Genomic DNA, 19,051 nt, shown 5'->3' on the forward strand with positions numbered 1-19,051 from the left:
TTGCAGGGAGAATAGTGCTCTAATATTCGCGAAGCTGCAACCGCTATTACGTCTATTTCACTCATCGGGGTTGTTTGGGGACTCATTCCTACTCTTATGGAAGGCGGAAGACCCTCAATAGAAGTAAGCGAGGTGATGCCTGGGCTAAGTATTGCGTTTACAGTTGAGCCTCTGGGCATGCTTTTTGCGGCATTGGCATCGGGGCTTTGGCTTATCAACTCGATATATACCGTTGGCTACATGCGCGGTAATAAAGAGAAAAACCAAACTCGATTTTTTGTATGCTTCTCGTTAGCGCTTTCAGCCACTGTTGGTATTGCTTTCGCTGGCAATCTATTCACTCTATTTTTATGCTACGAATTATTAACACTCTCGACATACCCTCTGGTAGCGCATAAAGGTGATGCAGCGACGATACGTTCGGCAAGGATTTACCTGGGTGTTTTACTGAGTACATCTATTGGTTTGTTCCTTCCTGCTATCATCTGGACTTATACCGTGGCAGGAACAGGTGATTTTACTGCAGGCGGGATCCTCGCGGGTAAGTTAAATGACCCAGAAATAGGCTTGCTTCTGGCACTATTTGTATTTGGTATCGGCAAAGCGGCTGTCATGCCGATGCATAAATGGTTACCCGCAGCTATGGTAGCCCCCACCCCAGTGAGTGCCTTACTCCATGCCGTTGCGGTAGTTAAATCAGGTGTTTTTGCTATCACTAAGATAATCATTTATATATTTGGGATTGAATATTTATTTGAATCACCTAGCTCAGAATGGCTTTTATATGTTGCAGCATTTACCATCATTGTTGCGAGTATTGTTGCATTACGCCAAACCAACATCAAACGCCTGCTAGCCTACTCCACTATTGCCCAGTTATCTTATGTCGTCATGGCCACCGCTATTCTTAAGCCGCTTGCTGAAGTTGGTGCCGCCTTACATATGGTCGCCCATGCTTTTGGAAAGATCACACTGTTCTTTGCGGCTGGCGCAATTTATGTTGCCTCGAAAAAGACCGAAATCCATCAATTACGTGGTATTGGTAGACGTATGCCATGGACAATGTCGGCGTTTACAATTGGGGCATTAAGTATGATTGGTGTCCCTCCTACTGCGGGGTTCGTCTCCAAATGGTACATTTTGGCCGGCGCTTTCGAAGCTAACAATCTAGTGGCAGTATTCACCATCATTGCCAGTACCCTTCTTAATGCCGCCTACTTTTTGCCTATTTTATACCTAGTTTGGTTTGAGCACGAAAAAGAAGGTAATAAGGAACACGGCGAAGCACCGTTTTTAACTGTGTTGGCATTGACTCTGACCGCCATACTGACGCTCGCTTTCTTTTTATTTAACGGTCCAGTCATTGAATTGGCAAGCCAAGTTGTTAAGGGGCTCAGTTAAAATGAATGACGAAAAACAATTACACTGGCTAGTTCGACCGTCAACTATTCGTAAGCTCTGGATTGGTTTCAGTGTTGTACTGACCTTGGTGGTTCTTGCACAAACAGTAATATACGTTAAGGGTTATTTTGGCTTTGATGGTTGGTTTGGCTTCGGTGCAGTTTACGGATTTGTCAGTTGTCTGGTGATGGTATTAATTGCGAAATTATTAGGGCTATTTCTGAAACGTCCTCAGGACTATTATGATGAACCAGAACAAATTAAAACCTCTGCACCCAGTCATGACAAGGTAAAGGAGAATAGCAATGGGGTTTGAATTTTTATCTCCAGCATTTATTCTGCTAATTGCTGCCGTGCTGATATGTTTGGTTAAAGGGCACGCGCGAACAGCTATTATCTTAATCGCCCCAATGATTACCCTGTTGGCCATATGGCAGATCCCCGACGGTGTCCAGAGCACGGTAAACTTTCTTTCATACAACATTGAACCTGTCGAAGGTAGCCCGCTAAGGCGATTGTTTGCGACTATTTTTACCATAATGGTCTTTGTTGGAGGTCTGTTTTCTTTTCGTATAGCACGTTGGTATGAACTTGCCGCAGCCTTTACATACGCTGCAGGTGCTATAGGAGTCTGTTTTGCCGGCGATCTTATTACCATGTTCGTTTACTGGGAACTCATGGCGATATTCTCTACTATTGTGGTTTGGTGTGGTGGTACGCCCAGTTCACGCGCTGCAGGAATACGTTATGCCATCATGCATTTTCTCGGCGGCGTAATACTTAAAGTTGGAATAGTAGGTGTCGTGCTTGGGACTGGTTCTATCCAAATCCAACCTATGCTGGCAACAGATTTCAGTACATGGATGATACTTATTGGCATTTTAATAAACGCAGCTGCACCACCAGTGTCAGCTTGGCTAGCCGATGCATATCCAGAAGCCACACCCACTGGTTCAGTATTTTTGTCGGCATTTACAACTAAAACAGCTGTACTGGCACTGATATTATTATTCCCAGGCGAATCTGTGCTGATTGGCATTGGTCTATTTATGGTTATGTACGGTATTATTTTCGCATTATTGGAAAATGATGTACGTCGTATCCTTTCCTATTCTGTAGTTAACCAAGTCGGATTTATGGTTGTTGCCGTAGGTATTGGCACTGAAATGGCACTTAATGGGGCTGCGGCTCATGCTTTTGCACATATTATATATAAAGCGCTACTGTTTATGAGTGCGGGTGTTGTTATATACCGCACAGGGAAAAATAAATGTATGGAGTTGGGTGGTCTATTTCACACCATGCCACTTACCTGCGTTTGCGGTATTATTGGCGCGCTAGCGATTTCAAGTTTTCCACTGACTTCAGGCTTTACAACAAAAAGCATGATCTCCCAAGCTGCTATTGATGGAAACTTAGTGTGGGTTTACATGGCATTAACCGCCGCGTCGGCCGGTGTATTTCTTCATGCTGGCATCAAATTTCCATGGTTTGTGTTTTTCCAAAAAGACTCAGGGTTAAGGCCAAAAGATGCACCATGGAATATGGGGCTGGCGATGATCATGTTTGCGAGTATGTGCATTTTACTGGGTGTATTCCCAGAAATACTTTATGCCCTATTACCCTACCCTGTTGATTACCAACCTTACTCTATTGGTAAAGTGTTGTTCTATCTGCAGTTGCTGCTATTTTCAGGATTGGCTTTCTTCGTATTATTACCACTAATGAAGCGAACCATGACCATTAGCCTCGACACAGATTGGCTTTGGCGACGAGCGGGCTTTTCATTGGTTAAGTTGATCGAACGAGCACTTAGCTCACTAAGTGAAGTTGTTACACAACAACGAAACCGCTTGCAGGAACTTTTACAACGTATGGCAGTGCGTTATCTAGGCCAACCGCATACAGCAGATAGCCAAGAGCGCAGCGTGTTCGCGCGGTCTTGGCGTGTGGGCACTACTGTACTATGGATCGCGGGGTTGCTATCGGCCTACGTATTGTTGTACTACCTTTAGCATCAATGGGAACAAATGTTTCACTTGACTCCATTTGCTATAGTAATTTTTCAGATCCGATAGTCACTTTTACACGCATTGAAGATGGCTATTGTGAGGGCTGGAGGCTAGGGTCTGTTGATCTTTCAAGGTTATTTTTGCAGCGAATTGTTGGCCATTTATACAAGGCAGAGACTTTGAGGTGTAGTTATTCTACATAAAAAGTCGATAACGCAGTAAAAATGGCCAACAAACGCTGCCTGAAAGGTTCGGCTAAAAACGTTTTACTCTTTGTTGAATGGATTTTGCTTAGATGACTAGGCATCAATCCATTCGCCTCGATTAAAACGTTTTTAACTCGAACAAAATTCAAACAGCAAAGATCAACAGACCCTAGGGTTAAATATGCCATTATTGACATTTCTGTGTTTTCATAATGATAAACTCAAGCGGAGTTTTAGCACAATGGGAAATGATAGCCCCATTTTTTTGAACAAATAACATAACTCGTTTTCATGGTTTTGGCGATGTTATACTTGATGTACTCAACTCATCAATTGTTATCGATATGGCTATAAAATTGGCAATAAATGAGTGATTTACACACCATCTCCAAAGTTCATAAAAATGATCCCACCCATTATTTGTATTTGAGCAGACTCAGGTAACTCACAACAAAAAATAAACGCTTGCGATTGACACACACGGTGAAAATCCCCCGCAGATAAATAATACACCTTCACCAAACAGTCTAACGTTTGCTGGCATTATCGTAGAATGCCAGATGAATGGTTTCATTAGGGTCAAGCCCACCACCGGGTAAACTCCAATGCTTGTCGCCATAATGGGCTTTTAATAACAACACTTGACCATCGTCATTAGTGATTACGACTTGGGAACTGAGTCCAAATAAATCGTTATAAGCCATAACACTGTTACCTAAAAGCGGGACTGAAGTTGAACTGAACAACGTTATAGAAACAAGTTAACGCCAGGAAATACCATTGTAGAGGACGTAAACAGAACCTAACTGCAATGGTATCAACATGGAGTGACGACTGTTCTAACGGCTTATCAGCTCCCTGTGTCAGCTTCATTTGAACGCTGGTAAGAATCGTTCTTTGAAGACTATTTTCGACCTAGAATTCTGAGTACTCGTAAAAACAAATTGATGATGTCCATATATAAGGCAGCAGCGCTATCGACGGCGTTATCAACTGTTTTCGGAATGGCATTAGCTCGAGCCCAATCATAGCCAATATAACCACAAAAAATCAACGCAACAATCCAGTCTAAAATGCCGTGATGGGTATTAAAAATAAATATTTCAACGAGCTCCACAACAATCACACAAATCAACGCAATGGTTAATCCACCCGCTATCTTTTTAAAAAATGCTGGATACATTGAGCCTAACAACATCATCACAAACGTTACCATTCCAGTAACCCTAATGGCCTCTTGCACAATATCAGGATTATATTGGCTCACCACAAGATTAATAATCAGCCCAAACGGTACCACCACAAAGTTATAGCCAATAAAGCTCACAATAGGCTTATCTGATTTGCTAAAAAGGTAAATACCAAAGAAACACGAAGCAAAATAACCAATAAAGAAAATAATAGGATTAATGCTGCTAATTGATTCAACCGAAATGTTCAGCACCATAAGCCAATTGATGGCAAAACCCCATAACAGCGTTAAGCCAATGATAAAATTGTAAGTAGACCCACTGATAATGTTGTCATTGGTGTGGGTTCTGTTAAATACATCGACTTCCATTTTATATCCTTATAAATTGAGATTTTATGTTGATTTGAGCATGTTCAACATCAAGAGTGATTGAGCTAGCTTTAGATTGACAATTATCACACAAAACTTTGTAATAAAAGCATTATTTATGAAAGTCCTTTTTTGATTTGAAAAAGTTAATGGTTAATATCTGTCTCATTCACTACACCATAAATAAGCTCTGTATCACTTACAAATTCCTCAATTATTGGAATGGCCTCATTCATATGAGAAAAGCGGTGAGTACCACCGTCAAAGCAATGAACCTTAAACTTGTCTTTTAATCGATTTTTTGTAGCGATTGAATCTAACAACTCATCTGCCATATCTAATAAAATCAAACCGCAACCTTGAGCAAAAAAATCAGCATACGCATCAACAGTTTTTGATGTTAATTCATAGTTGTCACCATAATAGGTTTGTCCACATCCAATATATTTTTGCAATGTAGAGTTAGGTGATATAGCAGGATTTATAGATACAAAAGGTACCCCAATTTGAACTCCAATTCTATTTGCCCAATATCCACCAAGGCTTGTACCGACGATAAGATCAACTTGAAAGTCAGTACAGGCGCTCATCAACTGTTTTTCAATCAAACTTGGCATTGTTGTGTAATCTACAGTAATTCCTTTGACATTGCCTAAACAGCTTAATGCCTTAACTTTGTCAGATTGAGGATCAAATCGACTACCAAAACCGTGAATGTATAAAATGACTATTTTTGGGTGCATTTTATTCCTCTTAAGATTAAAGCTAAAAAACTTACATGCACTTCTTTATTCACAAGCACAAGTTAAAATCCAAAAGATATCATAAATGATAGGGTTTAACAGGTAAGAGATCCTGCTCAAATTGCTCAGCTAAATTTGCTCACATCCATTATTTGGCAAGAGGGGAAATGATATCAGCTAGAGTTTTGCTATTGTCATATTGCTATTCACAAACATCAATTGCTCTACAACTCTTAAAGCAGAAACTTCATAATTTACCGAAGATTCGAATTTTGAATGGATTGCCTTAAAATCCAACTCTGCAGAAACTCGTTGACATAAGTCCAAGTATTGCCAATACACATCTACTTTTCCGATAATGTATTTATGCGACTTACCGAGAAGAAAATAGCATACTCGGCTATCCCAAATGGCGTATACCTTTGGATTGATAAAATGTAAGAGCTTTGATACACCAACAAGAGAATTGTTGATCAACGACTTAAGAATAAGGATTTCATTACTTGAAATACGCTCTGGTAATCTCGCTTTATTGAGTATTTTCAACGACTCGTCAAAGTTATTTGACTTAAAATTCATTATCGTCGGCATCCATCCGTAAGTGAAATTGGCTCCTATAATCAAATCTTGCTCTGTAAACTCATTTTTATCACTGAAGTAGTTTACAAAATGACGGTATGATCTGTGATAGGTATGTTCTGGGTCTTCATATTGTAGAGAATCAGCATGCTGTAAAATGTCATTCACGTTTATGTTATTCATAGTGTCTCAAAAAAGAATATTTACACCGAATTGTAGAGTTTTGTATAAGTGAAGTTAACTGCGGTGGCAGCAAAAATCATCTTTTTAGCTTTTTATGAGTAATAACTCTGTTTGCCTACCATTGAGGTACCACACACCTGATTGATCAAAAATGGCATCTTCTTCCAGCATAATCCTGATGTCTTTATTCCATGCGTCGATAAAGATGGCGTTGTTTAACTCAATAGCATAAGCCGTGTTTAGATGTAATGGATAATCACCATCGCCAGGTACGCCCTGTTGCGAGTCCCACATCCCCAGTGTAGTGCCTGCACCATGGCCATGGTAGCCCAGAGGATGTGTGTATATTGTTGGGGTTAATCCTTGTGAAATGGCCAGTTTACGAGAACGTGCTAATACTTGGTTACCGGTTAACCCTTGAGCGAATTGTCCAGTAAATATATCTTGGAGTTGATTTCCAGATAACAACGCCTTTTGTAAATACAGTGGCGCCTCTGTCTCACCCGGTTTTAATACATAAGCATGTTGTTGAGTATCGGTATTCAAGCGTAAATAGCTTATCCCAAAATCCACATGCAATAAGTCGCCAGGTAAAATGACTTGTGGTTCATCGCCATGGCTTAAGTTCGATTCGTGCTCGAGAGTAGCATCTCCTCCTCGTTGAATTGAAACGGTTGGGTGAAACCAAGTTTGTAGCTTAAGTTCAACAACACGTTCTCTCAACCACCACACTACATCGTCAGTGGTTGTTTGCTTGGGTGTAATCACCTTGTTTGAAAAGGCCTCGGCAATGATAGAATGCGCCAACTTTATAATATCTTTATAAATTGCAATCTCCTCTGGAATACGTTGCTCTAACCACCCAATGGCAACCGGCTCTGCCGAAACAATTTTGCTTTTATATTTTTCAGGTAAATGTGCTAACAGATTATCTCTGTCTGTGGCAACTAGCCCGTCAGCATGTGCCCAGTGTTCAGATTGATTAATACCTATACTATTAGGTTGATAGTGTTCAATTAATGCATTAAGCGCTAACCATTGATTAGGCTGTGTTTCTTTATCCCAGGCTTTTTCAAAAACATGACCAACGTTATAAGGGGCAATGGCATGAGCACCTATTGTTCCGTCATTTTTACGAGCAAACACCAATATTGTTGTACGGCGTGCAGATATCCAGGTGGCGGGTAATAGTGTTTTAATGACAGGGTCTTCATTGTATTCACGACTAATGATGACCCACAAATCTAACTGATGTTCATTCATTAGCTTGGGCAATAATTGATCAACCCGTTTCGTTAAAATATCGTCGATAAATGCAGCCCTGTCACGCATCGGCAAAACCTCAACTGCATTGGCTGAAATTGAAGTAACAGAGACAGTTAAGGTCAGTAGAGATGATAAACAGATCCAATTAAAAAAACGCACAATTAATTCCTTTTATTAGCGATAATGTTGAATGCACATCGCACACAACCCATGGCTTAAACGGATTGATATTAATATAAACAAAATTCACATCCCCGTATTCAAGTTTATTCAATATTGTAATAAAGAATTTAACGTTAACCGTTGTGAATGGAGTAAAGAAAAATACCATCTTCCATAAAACTACGCCTAAAATAACTGAGATTGTCCTCGGTTAGCATAAAAATCACTTTAAACGACTATCATAGCCCTACGTTTTTGCTTAATGAGTTGCTAATCCTCGATGGCAATAAGTCACAGTAAAATAAAGTAAGAACACACCAATTTTAGACACTTAGCAGGGGTAATGAGTCAGGTAACCAGCGTAAGTTTACAACTTACGGCCATCATTGCTCTGGTTCGGGGGATGTGCCACGACATTTGTAGCCGCAGCCATATTTGAAACACGTTTGGGGACAAAAAAGTCAGATACACTAACTTAAAAGGGATAAAAGCAACGCTGTATTCAAACCTTTACAGGCTAAACTGATTCACTTTGTTCAACAGACGCATAAACTCATCTTGCTCAGCTTCAGTGAGAACAGCTAAAAAGCGTTCATTGACCCACTCGGCTTCATGGACTAAATCTTGCTCTAATGCTTTACCATTGTCAGTTAAAAAGATTTGAAAAGCGCGACGATTGTCTGCCTCTTGGTGACGGGTAATAAACCCCTGCACTTGCAGGTTATCGAGCAGGCGAGTCATGGTGTAATTGGCGACATCGCAACGTTTTGATAACTCAGTTTGGCTTAAGCCCTCTTCTTGCCATAGAGCAAATAACACAGGCCACAGTTTGCTGTCTAACTCATAACGCTTTAAGCGCGTGTCGAGTTCTTGCTGTAAGGCAATATTAAGATGGGAAATCAGGTAACTTAAACTTTCAAATCGTTTCAAATGATACCTCCTACATCGTCATTGGCATGGTCAGTTAGGATCACTATAGTGAGCAACTAAACTCGCGCGAACAAATTAAGATTACCATGTCTATACGTTATGAGAAGCGCTTTAGCCTTAGTTTGAGTGAATATATAGATTAAAAAAATTTAACTATTTGTATTTTAAATAGTTAATATCAAGCTATATCAATGTTTGCCCACAAAATACATGATGTGTCATGAGCTAGCAAAGCACGCCGTGAGTAAGCCAAGGACTATTTAAGAACAGATATGCTCACTCGTTAATCAAAAGAAATGTATTCGTTAATGTATCGGTAATAACAAGCTCGATTAAGCATACCAGTTAATCCCCTAGTTAAAGGGACATAAATACCATCATCTGTCACGGTAATGTCTGCAATATTCACCGGAGGAAGTTGTGTGCCAATACTACTAGAAAAGGTTAATTGAGTCGGCTCAGTATTGTGTTGATAATCAACCATTATTAGTGGGTGTTGCTCCACGCTGACGTTGACTTTTTCAACTGGGGTAATTAAAAAATATTCATTGTCGATGCAGTGTAAAATACTGCTGAACAATGCTGCAAACTTAGCTGGCAACGGGCTGTTAAGATACAGCCAATCACCATTTGCTTGGATATGAAACAACACATCATCACTGCATAACGCCACCCCCTCAGGATGAGTAAATACGTTCAATGCTGTTGTTTCATCTGCCATGTTATTAGCCTTATGAGTTGAGTAATTTAAGCAAAGCTTCAATTGGATGCTGAGGTTTAAAGCCAGCAAAGCGTTTAACCTGGCTTCGGCAAGAATATCCCGACACTAACACTTGGCTGTGTTCGGTAATATCGGCAATTCCAGACTGCCATGACATATCAAATAGTTGTTTTGAGCGTTCAAGGTTCTCAAGCTCATGGCCATAGGTACCCGCCATACCACAACAGCCTAGATTCACGCTATTAAGCTTAGCACCAAAGTGACTAAAGATGGTTTTCCATTCATTGGCTGTATTAGGTTTTGCCGTCGATTCAGTACAGTGACTAAACCAAGTGTATTGTGGTGCGTCGTGAGCGACTGAGTCTGCCTCAGCACGAGTGGCTATGACAGAGCTTAGCCACTCATTGGCAAGCTTGACTTCAAATGGCATCACGACGTTGCCCTAGAGCCTCTTTATATTCATCGCGATAACACAATACCAACGCAGGATCGAGGCCGACCATTGGCATACCAAGCGCGTGAACACGATTTAAAAAGTCGGCACTGTCCTGGGCGGTTTTGGCAAACTTGTCTAAAAAGCCTTTTATGTGTGTTGGTTTACCATTAGGTTTAAACGGCAGTAATACCGGCTTTAAACCCAGCTTTTCAATGAGCTGAATAAAACGATAAACCAAACCTGCATCATAAAAGCTATTAAATGGATCTTGCACTACAAGCACATACTGACTGCGGTCTGCTTCAGGGATCGCGCATAAGGCGTCTAAATCATAACCCCGACTCACATGGCCATCTAAGCGCTGTTTGAGAGTCGGTACCGACAGCTTAGGTGCATCTACATAACCAATGGCTTTTTTAATCACCCATTGACTCAGAGAGTTTTGCGAGGCTAAATTTGTCAGTTTAGGGATGGATGCCATTAACGGTAATGAATCTTCAATACCGGCCACTAGGTAGTCTTTTGCTGGACGTAAATAACGTTTGTAATAGATATTAAAGAACTGCGCTCTAAATTTTGGTACGTCAACCTTCACTGGGCACTGGCCTGTACAGGCCTTACAGGCCAGACAACCTTTAAGCGATTCCATCACTTCATGAGAGTAATCGTAATCACGTTGGTTATTAATGGTATTTTGGGTACGCTGCATCCAACCTAAGGGTTTAGATTTGGCCAGTTGTTCGACATCAACACCTTCGGCTTCAAGTAAACGCAACCATTCACGCATTAATCCTGCACGGCCTTTAGGTGATTGCACTCTATCGCCAGTCACCTTGAATGACGGACACATCGGTGAGTAACTGCTGTAGTTAAAACATAAGCCATTACCATTACAGTTCATGACATCTGGAAATGCATCTCGCGTTTGCACAGGAATTTGTCTGTCGAAACCGCCACGTTTAGCACTGTCGACATTAAACATTAATGAATCCGACTGTGGCGGCGCCACTAACTTTCCAGGATTCAAGCGGTTATCAGGGTCAAACCAGCCTTTAATTTGTTCAAGTACAGCGTAAAGTTCATCACCAAATACGTCTGAGCTATATTCGCCGCGAACACCTTTACCGTGCTCGCCCCACATTAACCCGCCATATTTAAGGGTTAATGCTGCAACTTGATCAGAAATGACTTTAAGCAGTTTTTCATCAGCTTGATCGCACATATCGAGCGCAGGACGCACATGCAACACACCTGCATCAACATGACCAAACATGCCATATTGCAAATTATGGCCATCTAATAATGCGCGAAACTCCATAATAAAGTCAGCAAGGTTTTCTGGCGGTACTGCAGTATCTTCAGCAAAAGCCAGTGGTTTTCGGCTTCCTTTGGTGGCACCGAGTAAGCCCACGGCCTTTTTACGCATGGCATAGATATTATTAATACTGTTGCGATCGCCAGTAATTTGAAAGCCCACTAAACCATATTGTTGTTGGCTAAGTTGCTCCGTTAGCATCGCTTCTAAACTGGCCACTTTGGTGTTAACATCACTGTCATCACCCGCAAATTCGACCATGTTAAGGCCTTCAATCACCTTATTAGGCACTGATTTAATTTCATCGGCGACTGAATGCCAAATAATATCTTCGCGAGCAAGGTTTAATACTTTTGAGTCAACAGTCTCAACCACGGTAGCCTGGGCGTTAACCAGCGATGGCGCATGGCGTAACGCAGATTCAAAAGAGTCATATTTGATATTGACCATCATCCGAGTGGTCGGTAATGGCGTTAAATTCAATTTAACTTCGGTGATAACCGCCAATGTGCCTTCTGAACCCGTTAAAATGCGTGATAAATCAAACTGAGTCAGATCGTTATTCCACACATGCTTTAAATCATAACCGGTCAAGAAACGGTTTAATTTGGGAAAGCGTTCAATAATGGTGTCGCGCTTTTGCTGACATACTGCTGCAATTTGGCTGGCAATATTATTGGCCAAAGTGTTGTCACCATGAGGCTGATTATCAATAGCCTCTGCAGCGAGAGGTTTTGTGTTTAATACACTGCCATCAACCAGTACGCTAGTGACACCTAACACATGATCTGAGGTTTTACCGTAAACCAGTGAACCCGCTCCCGATGCATCAGTATTCACCATGCCGCCAATTGTGGCACGATTAGACGTGGATAAATCAGGACTAAAAAACAGTCCATGAGGGCGTAATGCATCATTTAAAGCATCTTTAATCACACCCGCTTGTACCCTCGCCCAACCCTGCTTGACGTTAATTTCAAGTACTTGATTAAGGTGGCGAGACACATCCAATATCAGTCCATGGGTTAATGATTGACCATTGGTGCCGGTACCGCCGCCTCGCGCGCTAAAGGTGACCGATTTATACTTAGGCTGTGATGCCAGCGCCAGTGCCAGTTCAACATCTTGTTGATGTAATGGATAAATTACTGCTTGAGGTAAAAATTGGTATACCGAATTATCGGTTGCTTGAATAAGCCGAGCACTGTATCTCTTGTCTATTTCACCCTCAAACTCACTTTGCTCAAGTGCGTCAAGGTAGTCTAAATAGATAGGTTCTAATGTTTGTTTATGTGATAGTAAAGGTAACATAGAGGACTTATTCATTATGGGTATATTGTTGCCATTATAAACAAAAAAAAGCCGCTAAAAAGCGGCTTTTGTTACAACATGATAAAAATGCAGGTTGGACTGCATTTTTATCACTATTTATCCATGAGCTTCGGCTAAATATAACCAAGTATCGATGACAGTGTCAGGATTTAATGACACTGTATCGATGCCTTGTTCAACCAACCAAGCAGCAAAGTCTGAATGGTCTGAAGTAGCCTTGACCACAAATGCCGACATAAGCACCTTTGGCTTTCGCCGCTTTAATGGCCATAGACAGCAATATTTTAACGGCGTCATCACGCTCGTCAAACAAGTGGCTGATAATGCCAGAGTCACGGTCAAGACCTAGTGTTAACTGAGTCAAATCGTTTGAGCCGATTGAGAAACCATCGAAATGCTCAAGGAATTGGTCAGCTAATAAGGCGTTAGATGGAAGCTCACACATCATGATAACGCGTAAACCATCTTTGCCACGCTCTAAGCCTTGCTCTTTCAGTAATTCGATAACTTGTGATGCTTCTTTAACGGTACGAACAAATGGGATCATCACTTCAACGTTGGTTAAGCCCATTTGGTTACGAACACGTTTAATGGCTTCACATTCAAGCGCGAAACAATCACGGAATGATTCAGAAATATAACGGCTAGCACCGCGGAAGCCCAACATTGGGTTTTCTTCTTCTGGCTCATAACGCTCACCACCGACTAAGTTTGCGTATTCGTTAGACTTAAAGTCTGACATACGTACGATCACTTTTTTCGGGTAGAAAGCAGATGCAATAGAAGCAATACCTTCGACTAAGCGAGCAACATAGTATTCAACTGGCGAGTCGTAACCGGCAATCATGTCATTGATTTCAGATTGTAGCTCAGCGGTTTGGTCGTTAAATTCTAGTAACGCTTTAGGGTGAATACCGATCATACGGTTAATGATGAACTCTAAACGTGCTAGACCAACACCTTCGTTTGGTAAACGAGCAAAGTCGAATGCACGATCAGGGTTACCCACGTTCATCATGATTTTCATTGGTAGTGATGGCAAAGTATCAACGCGGTTTGTGACCACCTCAAACTGTTGCTCACCAGAATAAATCAAACCTGTGTCACCTTCAGCACAAGATACGGTCACTAAGTCACCACTCTTAATATGGTCAGTCACATCACCGCAACCCACAACAGCTGGTACACCTAGTTCACGTGCGATAATCGCAGCGTGACAAGTACGACCACCACGGTTAGTAACAATCGCACTTGCGCGTTTCATGATAGGTTCCCAATCTGGGTCGGTCATGTCTGTTACTAATACATCACCTGGCTCAATTTGGTCCATGTCTTCAATTGAAGCTAATACTTTAGCCACACCTGAACCAATTTTATGACCAATTGCACGCCCCTCAGAAATCACATCGCCTTTGGTTTTTAAATGGTAACGCTCAATTAATTGCACATCTTCACGGCTACGAACCGTTTCAGGACGCGCTTGAACGATATACAACTTACCGTCATTACCGTCTTTTGCCCATTCGATGTCCATCGCACGGCCATAATGTTGCTCAATGATCATGGCTTGTTTAGCCAGTTCCATCACTTCGGCATCATTGATAGAAAATTCACGACGCTGCTCTGCGGCAACATCTTCAATTTTGACTTGCTTACCATGCGAGGCATCGTCTGAGTAAACCATTTGAATCAGTTTACTGCCAATGTTACGACGCACAACGGCTTGATGTCCTTGCGTTAAAATTGGTTTGTGCACATAGAATTCGTCAGGGTTAACCGCGCCTTGTACAACCATTTCACCTAAACCGAATGATGAAGTGATAAAGACAACGTCGTTGTTACCTGATTCAGTGTCCATGGTAAACATCACCCCAGAAGCTGCTTTGTCTGATCGCACCATACGTTGCACGCCAGCAGATAAAGCCACACCTTGATGTTCATAACCTTGGTGAACACGATAAGAAATTGCACGGTCGTTAAAGAGTGACGCGTATACATGCTTAATTGCTAGCATGACGGCATCAAACCCTTTTACGTTTAAGAATGTTTCTTGTTGACCCGCAAATGATGCATCCGGCATATCTTCTGCAGTTGCTGAAGAACGCACGGCAAATGAAGCGTCTTGCGTTTCACTTGATAATTGCTCATAAGCTTCACGAATAGCATTTTCTAATGCAGGCTGGAATGGAGTCTCAATGACCCATTGTCTGATCTGTGCACCGACTTTCGCCAGTTCATTGACATCATCAACGTCCAATGTAGCCAGAATGTCAAAAATCTTCTGGTTAACTCCACTTTGTTCAAGGAATTCATTGAACGCATGAGAGGTCGTAGCAAAACCACCAGGAACTTGAACTCCTGCATTAGCTAGATTGCTGATCATCTCTCCAAGGGATGCGTTTTTACCGCCAACCTTGTTTACATCACCCATGCCTAATTCTTGATACCAGAGTACGTATTGCTGCACAGTTTTATCTCCGCAAGTTTTTATTTCAGTGGCCACTTCACACGAGGGCAATAGCATCTTACACTCCCATACAACACGCGTAAATCTATAATTTTATTTGTAATTTTATTACTACAAGAGGTCATAATGACGCCGAAAGTATTTTATATCTCAGATGGGATCGCGATCACAGCAGAGGTTTTTGGTCATGCGGTGCTTTCACAGTTTCCCATTGAATTTGAAGCACTTACAATTCCGTTTGTTGAAACTGTCCAACGTGCACAAAAAGTTAAACAACAAATAAATGATTGTTTTATTACAACAGGTGAAAGGCCACTTGTGTTCCATTCGATCATTAATCCCGAGATCCGTAATGTGATTTTTTCGAGTGAATGTGTCGATTACGATTTTTTGAATACCTTTGTTGCGCCACTCGAACAACACTTAGGGGTACAAGCAAAGCCTATTTTGCATCGTACTCATGGTAAAAGTAATCACAGTTATGATACTCGTATCGACGCCATTAATTATGCGATGGAAAATGATGATGGCCAAACCATGAAACACATGGATAAAGCCGACATTATTTTATTAGGGGTGTCACGCTGTGGTAAAACGCCGTCGAGTTTATACTTATCAATGCAATTTGGTATTAAGGCTGCAAACTACCCCTTTACTGAAGATGACATGGATAATCTTAAATTACCGGAATCACTTAAGCGTAATAAATCGAAATTATTTGGCCTTACAATTGATCCACATCGACTGCATGAAATTAGACAAAGCCGCATGGAAAACAGCCGTTACTCGTCGTTAAGACAATGTCGTCTTGAAGTTAAAGAAGTGGAAATGTTGTTTAAAAAAGAACGTATCCCTTTTGTAAATACCACTAATCATTCAGTAGAGGAAATCGCCACAAAAATCCTCGATATTACCGGATTATCTCGTCACATGTTCTAAAAAATAAACAATCAGCCACTGCTTAATTAGGGTATTTATTCATCAATGATGAATTTAACCCTAGTTGATCCGTCTTAAACGCTTAGGGCAATCTGTTTTTTAACGGGTAGAATCCTAGGCGAAGTCTCGCATCTTTTACTTCTTTGGGTATATAATCCGAGGCATTATGATGCTGATGCATCTCACGATTTTTCGGTAATACGCATGACTATTAAAACAGATGAACTTAGAACAACCTTATTAAGCAAAGTTATCTCTCCTTCTCAGTTAGCTTCAGAATACCCTTTAACTCAAGACGCAGCGGATTACCTTGTTGCACAACGTCGCGAAGTGGAAGCAATCATTGCGGGTGAAGATCAACGTTTACTCGTGATTATTGGCTCTTGTTCCATACACGACACTAAAGCGGCCTTAGAATACGCACAAAAGCTATCTGCACTGCACCATGAACTGAAAGATGACTTGTGTATATTGATGCGAGTGTATTTTGAAAAACCACGCACCATTGTAGGTTGGAAAGGCTTAATATCCGACCCTGATTTGGATGGTAGCTTTAGTCCCAATAAAGGCCTGCGCATGGCACGTCAGTTACTGCAACAAATAACGGAACTAAAACTGCCTATCGCCACTGAATTTTTAGACATGGTTAATGGTCAGTACATTGCCGACCTTATCACCTGGGGTGCCATTGGTGCACGGATCACTGAAAGCCAAATTCACCGTGAAATGGCTTCTGCACTATCTTGCCCTGTTGGCTTTAAAAATGGTACTGACGGTAATATCAATATCGCTGTAGATGCCGTTCGTGCAGCGCAAGTACCGCATATCTTTTACTCTCCAGATAAAGATGGTGCAATGGCGGTGTACCGTACCCATGGTAATCCATACGGTCACATTATTTTACGTGGCGGTAAAAAACCAAATTATTCAGCTGAAGACATTGAAGTGACTCGTGCACAACTAGAAAAAGTAGGCGTGACGCAACGTATGGTTGTTGACTTTAGCCATGGCAACAGTGAGAAAAAGCATAAAAACCAACTAAATGTAGCTGATAGTATTATGCAACAAATGCGTAATGGCAGTACTGCCATAGCCGGTATCATGGCAGAAAGCTTTATGATTGAAGGTAACCAGAAAGTGGTTAAAGGTGAGCCTTTAACCTATGGCCAAAGTATTACTGATGCTTGTTTGCATTGGGCTGATTCTGAAACGTTATTACGTGATTTAGCCAAAGCCTCCCGTGACCGCAAAAACCTACTTGCCAAGTAACGCCCGTTCGCGTTAATTGAGTGCGAAAAATAATGCCAGTCTTCATAGACTGGCAATATTATGGCTGTTGATGTTTAAACGCGACATACAAGCCCTAGGGTTCATAACTTGCAGAATGGTGTGCCAAAGAAGCTTGCGATAACTCAGCAAAGCGATGTTCAATCTGCATAAAGCAATCGACTAATGCAGGATCAAAATGACTTCCCTGCCCTGCAATGATAATGTCTTTGGCTTCTTCATGACTAAAAGGACGTTTATAACAACGGGGTGATGTTAACGCATCATACACATCAACTAATGCCACAATTCTTGCTGACAACGGAATTGATTCACCTTCAAGACCTTTAGGATAACCGCTGCCATCCCATTTTTCATGGTGACCGCCAGCAATATCTCGGCCATCAGTAAAAACTCACACTGTGGCGCATATTTCAACAAACTATCAATCACTTTAGCCCCTATTACAGGATGTGATTTAATGTGTTCAAATTCTTCTGGGGTCAATCGTCCAGGTTTAAGCAAAATATGATCAGCTATGCCCACCTTGCCAATATCATGTAAGATTGAAGATAAACTAATCTCTTGGATAAAAGCATCGGTTAATTCTTCGGGTACTTGCTCATCTTCTAGGCGCTGTTTGGCCAACATGTTGGCATACTGCTGCATACGTATTAAATGTGCGCCAGTATCATTATCGCGGTACTCTGCCAGTTTGGCTAAACCAATTACAGTCGCTTGCCTAGAAGCAATCGTTGATTGTAATGACTGACTTAATTTACCCAACAAATACGATGTTGATTGAGTCACAATGGCACAAGTCACGATAAAGTTAATCACCACCACATACCAAATAACCGTCGAAAAATGCTCCATTACTGGCCAGTCAAGCCATTGCAAATGATATGCAACCCCCAAGCCCAACAAAAATACGACATTGACTATTTGTGCTGTGATTGCTGATTTTTCACCGAGTAAAATACTGGTCAACGGTGGAAAAGCAAATAACCAAAAAAAGCCTGCACCAGAAGGCTCCAATACCACTAAAAAACCAGCACCAATCAAAAAGGATAAGTAACAACCAAATAAATAACGCACCGAGTCGGACAAATTGGGATAAAACAATACAAACAACAACAAACCGTAAGCCAATGAATCGAATACCGCCATAAACCATATGCCTTCTTTGATACAGACATACACACTGGTGATATAAACCGGAATACAAATGATCGCTAAAATGGTAAATAAGCGCATAAAAATAGTATGGCGCCAAACAGGCAAAGCATCATCCAGTTCTAATTGAATAATTTCAGCCGCTAATGATGAAGACATAAATGATCCTTATTTAATTGTCTTGCTGGATCTTGTGGATAAATAGCTAAAGGTAAATAAGTATTGTTGGTAATTGAAAAACTCGCAAAATATGATTCATCATTTAACCATTATATTGTGAACAATAATGATAGAAACTGCAGATATTTATCAGTTTACACCGATAACAGTAACACGATTAAAATTCTGCTAAAATA

The 19,051-nt window shown here is 41.2% G+C and carries 14 protein-coding genes and 3 pseudogenes; 5 read left to right on the top strand and 12 right to left on the bottom strand.

Going from position 1 to position 19,051, the window contains the following annotated elements; genetic code table 11:
• Positions 1–96 precede the first annotated feature (96 nt).
• From N4T56_RS10310 to N4T56_RS10320, 3 genes are read left to right on the top strand one after another with little or no spacing between them, the layout of a single operon-like run.
• On the top strand, positions 97–1,401 hold the full coding sequence (locus N4T56_RS10310) for a monovalent cation/H+ antiporter subunit D family protein (RefSeq protein ID WP_261733161.1): 1,305 nt from the start codon (positions 97–99) through the stop codon (positions 1,399–1,401).
• A gap of 1 nt (position 1,402) precedes the next feature.
• Entirely contained in the window at positions 1,403–1,717 is a 315-nt protein-coding gene (locus N4T56_RS10315) for a hypothetical protein (protein WP_261733162.1), read from the top strand.
• Positions 1,707–3,416 carry a Na(+)/H(+) antiporter subunit D gene (locus N4T56_RS10320; RefSeq protein WP_261733163.1) on the top strand — a complete coding sequence of 570 codons (1,710 nt, stop codon included), beginning with the start codon at positions 1,707–1,709 and terminating at the stop codon, positions 3,414–3,416. The genes N4T56_RS10315 and N4T56_RS10320 overlap by 11 nt, the downstream gene beginning before the upstream one ends.
• 88 nt (positions 3,417–3,504) lie before the next feature.
• On the opposite strand, the pseudogene N4T56_RS10325 reads toward N4T56_RS10320, so the two are convergent.
• The 10 genes and pseudogenes from N4T56_RS10325 to ppsA form a co-directional block, all read right to left on the bottom strand.
• Positions 3,505–3,720, bottom strand: a pseudogene (locus tag N4T56_RS10325) (hypothetical protein).
• Positions 3,721–4,146: 426 nt separating this feature from the next.
• Positions 4,147–4,323, bottom strand: a complete 177-nt coding sequence (locus tag N4T56_RS10330) for an NUDIX hydrolase (RefSeq protein WP_261733164.1) — start codon at positions 4,321–4,323, stop codon at positions 4,147–4,149.
• Between the two features lie 200 nt (positions 4,324–4,523).
• Entirely contained in the window at positions 4,524–5,180 is a 657-nt protein-coding gene (locus N4T56_RS10335; protein ID WP_261733165.1) for a Bax inhibitor-1 family protein, read from the bottom strand.
• A gap of 146 nt (positions 5,181–5,326) precedes the next feature.
• Positions 5,327–5,923 (bottom strand): YqiA/YcfP family alpha/beta fold hydrolase, encoded by a 597-nt coding sequence (locus N4T56_RS10340; protein WP_261733166.1) that lies wholly within the window; start codon positions 5,921–5,923, stop codon positions 5,327–5,329.
• Positions 5,924–6,100: 177 nt separating this feature from the next.
• Positions 6,101–6,685 (bottom strand): hypothetical protein, encoded by a 585-nt coding sequence (locus N4T56_RS10345; protein WP_261733167.1) that lies wholly within the window; start codon positions 6,683–6,685, stop codon positions 6,101–6,103.
• A gap of 84 nt (positions 6,686–6,769) precedes the next feature.
• Entirely contained in the window at positions 6,770–8,110 is a 1,341-nt protein-coding gene (locus N4T56_RS10350; RefSeq protein ID WP_261733168.1) for an aminopeptidase P family protein, read from the bottom strand.
• Between the two features lie 513 nt (positions 8,111–8,623).
• Positions 8,624–9,043, bottom strand: coding sequence for a MarR family winged helix-turn-helix transcriptional regulator (locus N4T56_RS10355; protein WP_188916505.1), 420 nt, complete (start codon positions 9,041–9,043; stop codon positions 8,624–8,626).
• A 283-nt stretch (positions 9,044–9,326) separates the two neighbouring features.
• Positions 9,327–9,764, bottom strand: coding sequence for a DUF1285 domain-containing protein (locus N4T56_RS10360; protein ID WP_261733169.1), 438 nt, complete (start codon positions 9,762–9,764; stop codon positions 9,327–9,329).
• Positions 9,765–9,774: 10 nt separating this feature from the next.
• Positions 9,775–12,826 (bottom strand): annotated as a pseudogene (gene ydiJ, locus N4T56_RS10365) (D-2-hydroxyglutarate dehydrogenase YdiJ).
• A gap of 117 nt (positions 12,827–12,943) precedes the next feature.
• Positions 12,944–15,314, bottom strand: a pseudogene (gene ppsA / locus N4T56_RS10370) (phosphoenolpyruvate synthase).
• 126 nt (positions 15,315–15,440) lie between these two features.
• On the opposite strand from ppsA, the gene ppsR reads away from it, so the two are divergent.
• Both ppsR and N4T56_RS10380 read left to right on the top strand, forming a co-directional pair.
• Positions 15,441–16,253 carry a posphoenolpyruvate synthetase regulatory kinase/phosphorylase PpsR gene (gene ppsR / locus N4T56_RS10375; RefSeq protein WP_261733170.1) on the top strand — a complete coding sequence of 271 codons (813 nt, stop codon included), beginning with the start codon at positions 15,441–15,443 and terminating at the stop codon, positions 16,251–16,253.
• Positions 16,254–16,457: 204 nt separating this feature from the next.
• Positions 16,458–17,522 carry a 3-deoxy-7-phosphoheptulonate synthase gene (locus N4T56_RS10380; protein WP_261733171.1) on the top strand — a complete coding sequence of 355 codons (1,065 nt, stop codon included), beginning with the start codon at positions 16,458–16,460 and terminating at the stop codon, positions 17,520–17,522.
• Positions 17,523–17,616: 94 nt separating this feature from the next.
• Here N4T56_RS10380 and N4T56_RS10385 read toward each other — a convergent pair whose 3' ends face one another.
• Together N4T56_RS10385 and N4T56_RS10390 are read right to left on the bottom strand one after the other, a co-directional pair.
• Positions 17,617–17,913: an HD-GYP domain-containing protein gene (locus N4T56_RS10385; RefSeq protein ID WP_261734797.1), complete on the bottom strand. Its 297-nt coding sequence runs from the start codon at positions 17,911–17,913 to the stop codon at positions 17,617–17,619.
• Positions 17,817–18,854, bottom strand: a complete 1,038-nt coding sequence (locus tag N4T56_RS10390; protein ID WP_261733172.1) for an HD-GYP domain-containing protein — start codon at positions 18,852–18,854, stop codon at positions 17,817–17,819. Before N4T56_RS10390 ends, N4T56_RS10385 begins: the two co-directional genes overlap by 97 nt.
• Positions 18,855–19,051 lie beyond the last annotated feature (197 nt).

Source organism: Shewanella phaeophyticola, from assembly GCF_025398315.1.
GTDB classification, from domain to species: Bacteria; Pseudomonadota; Gammaproteobacteria; order Enterobacterales; family Shewanellaceae; genus Shewanella; species Shewanella phaeophyticola.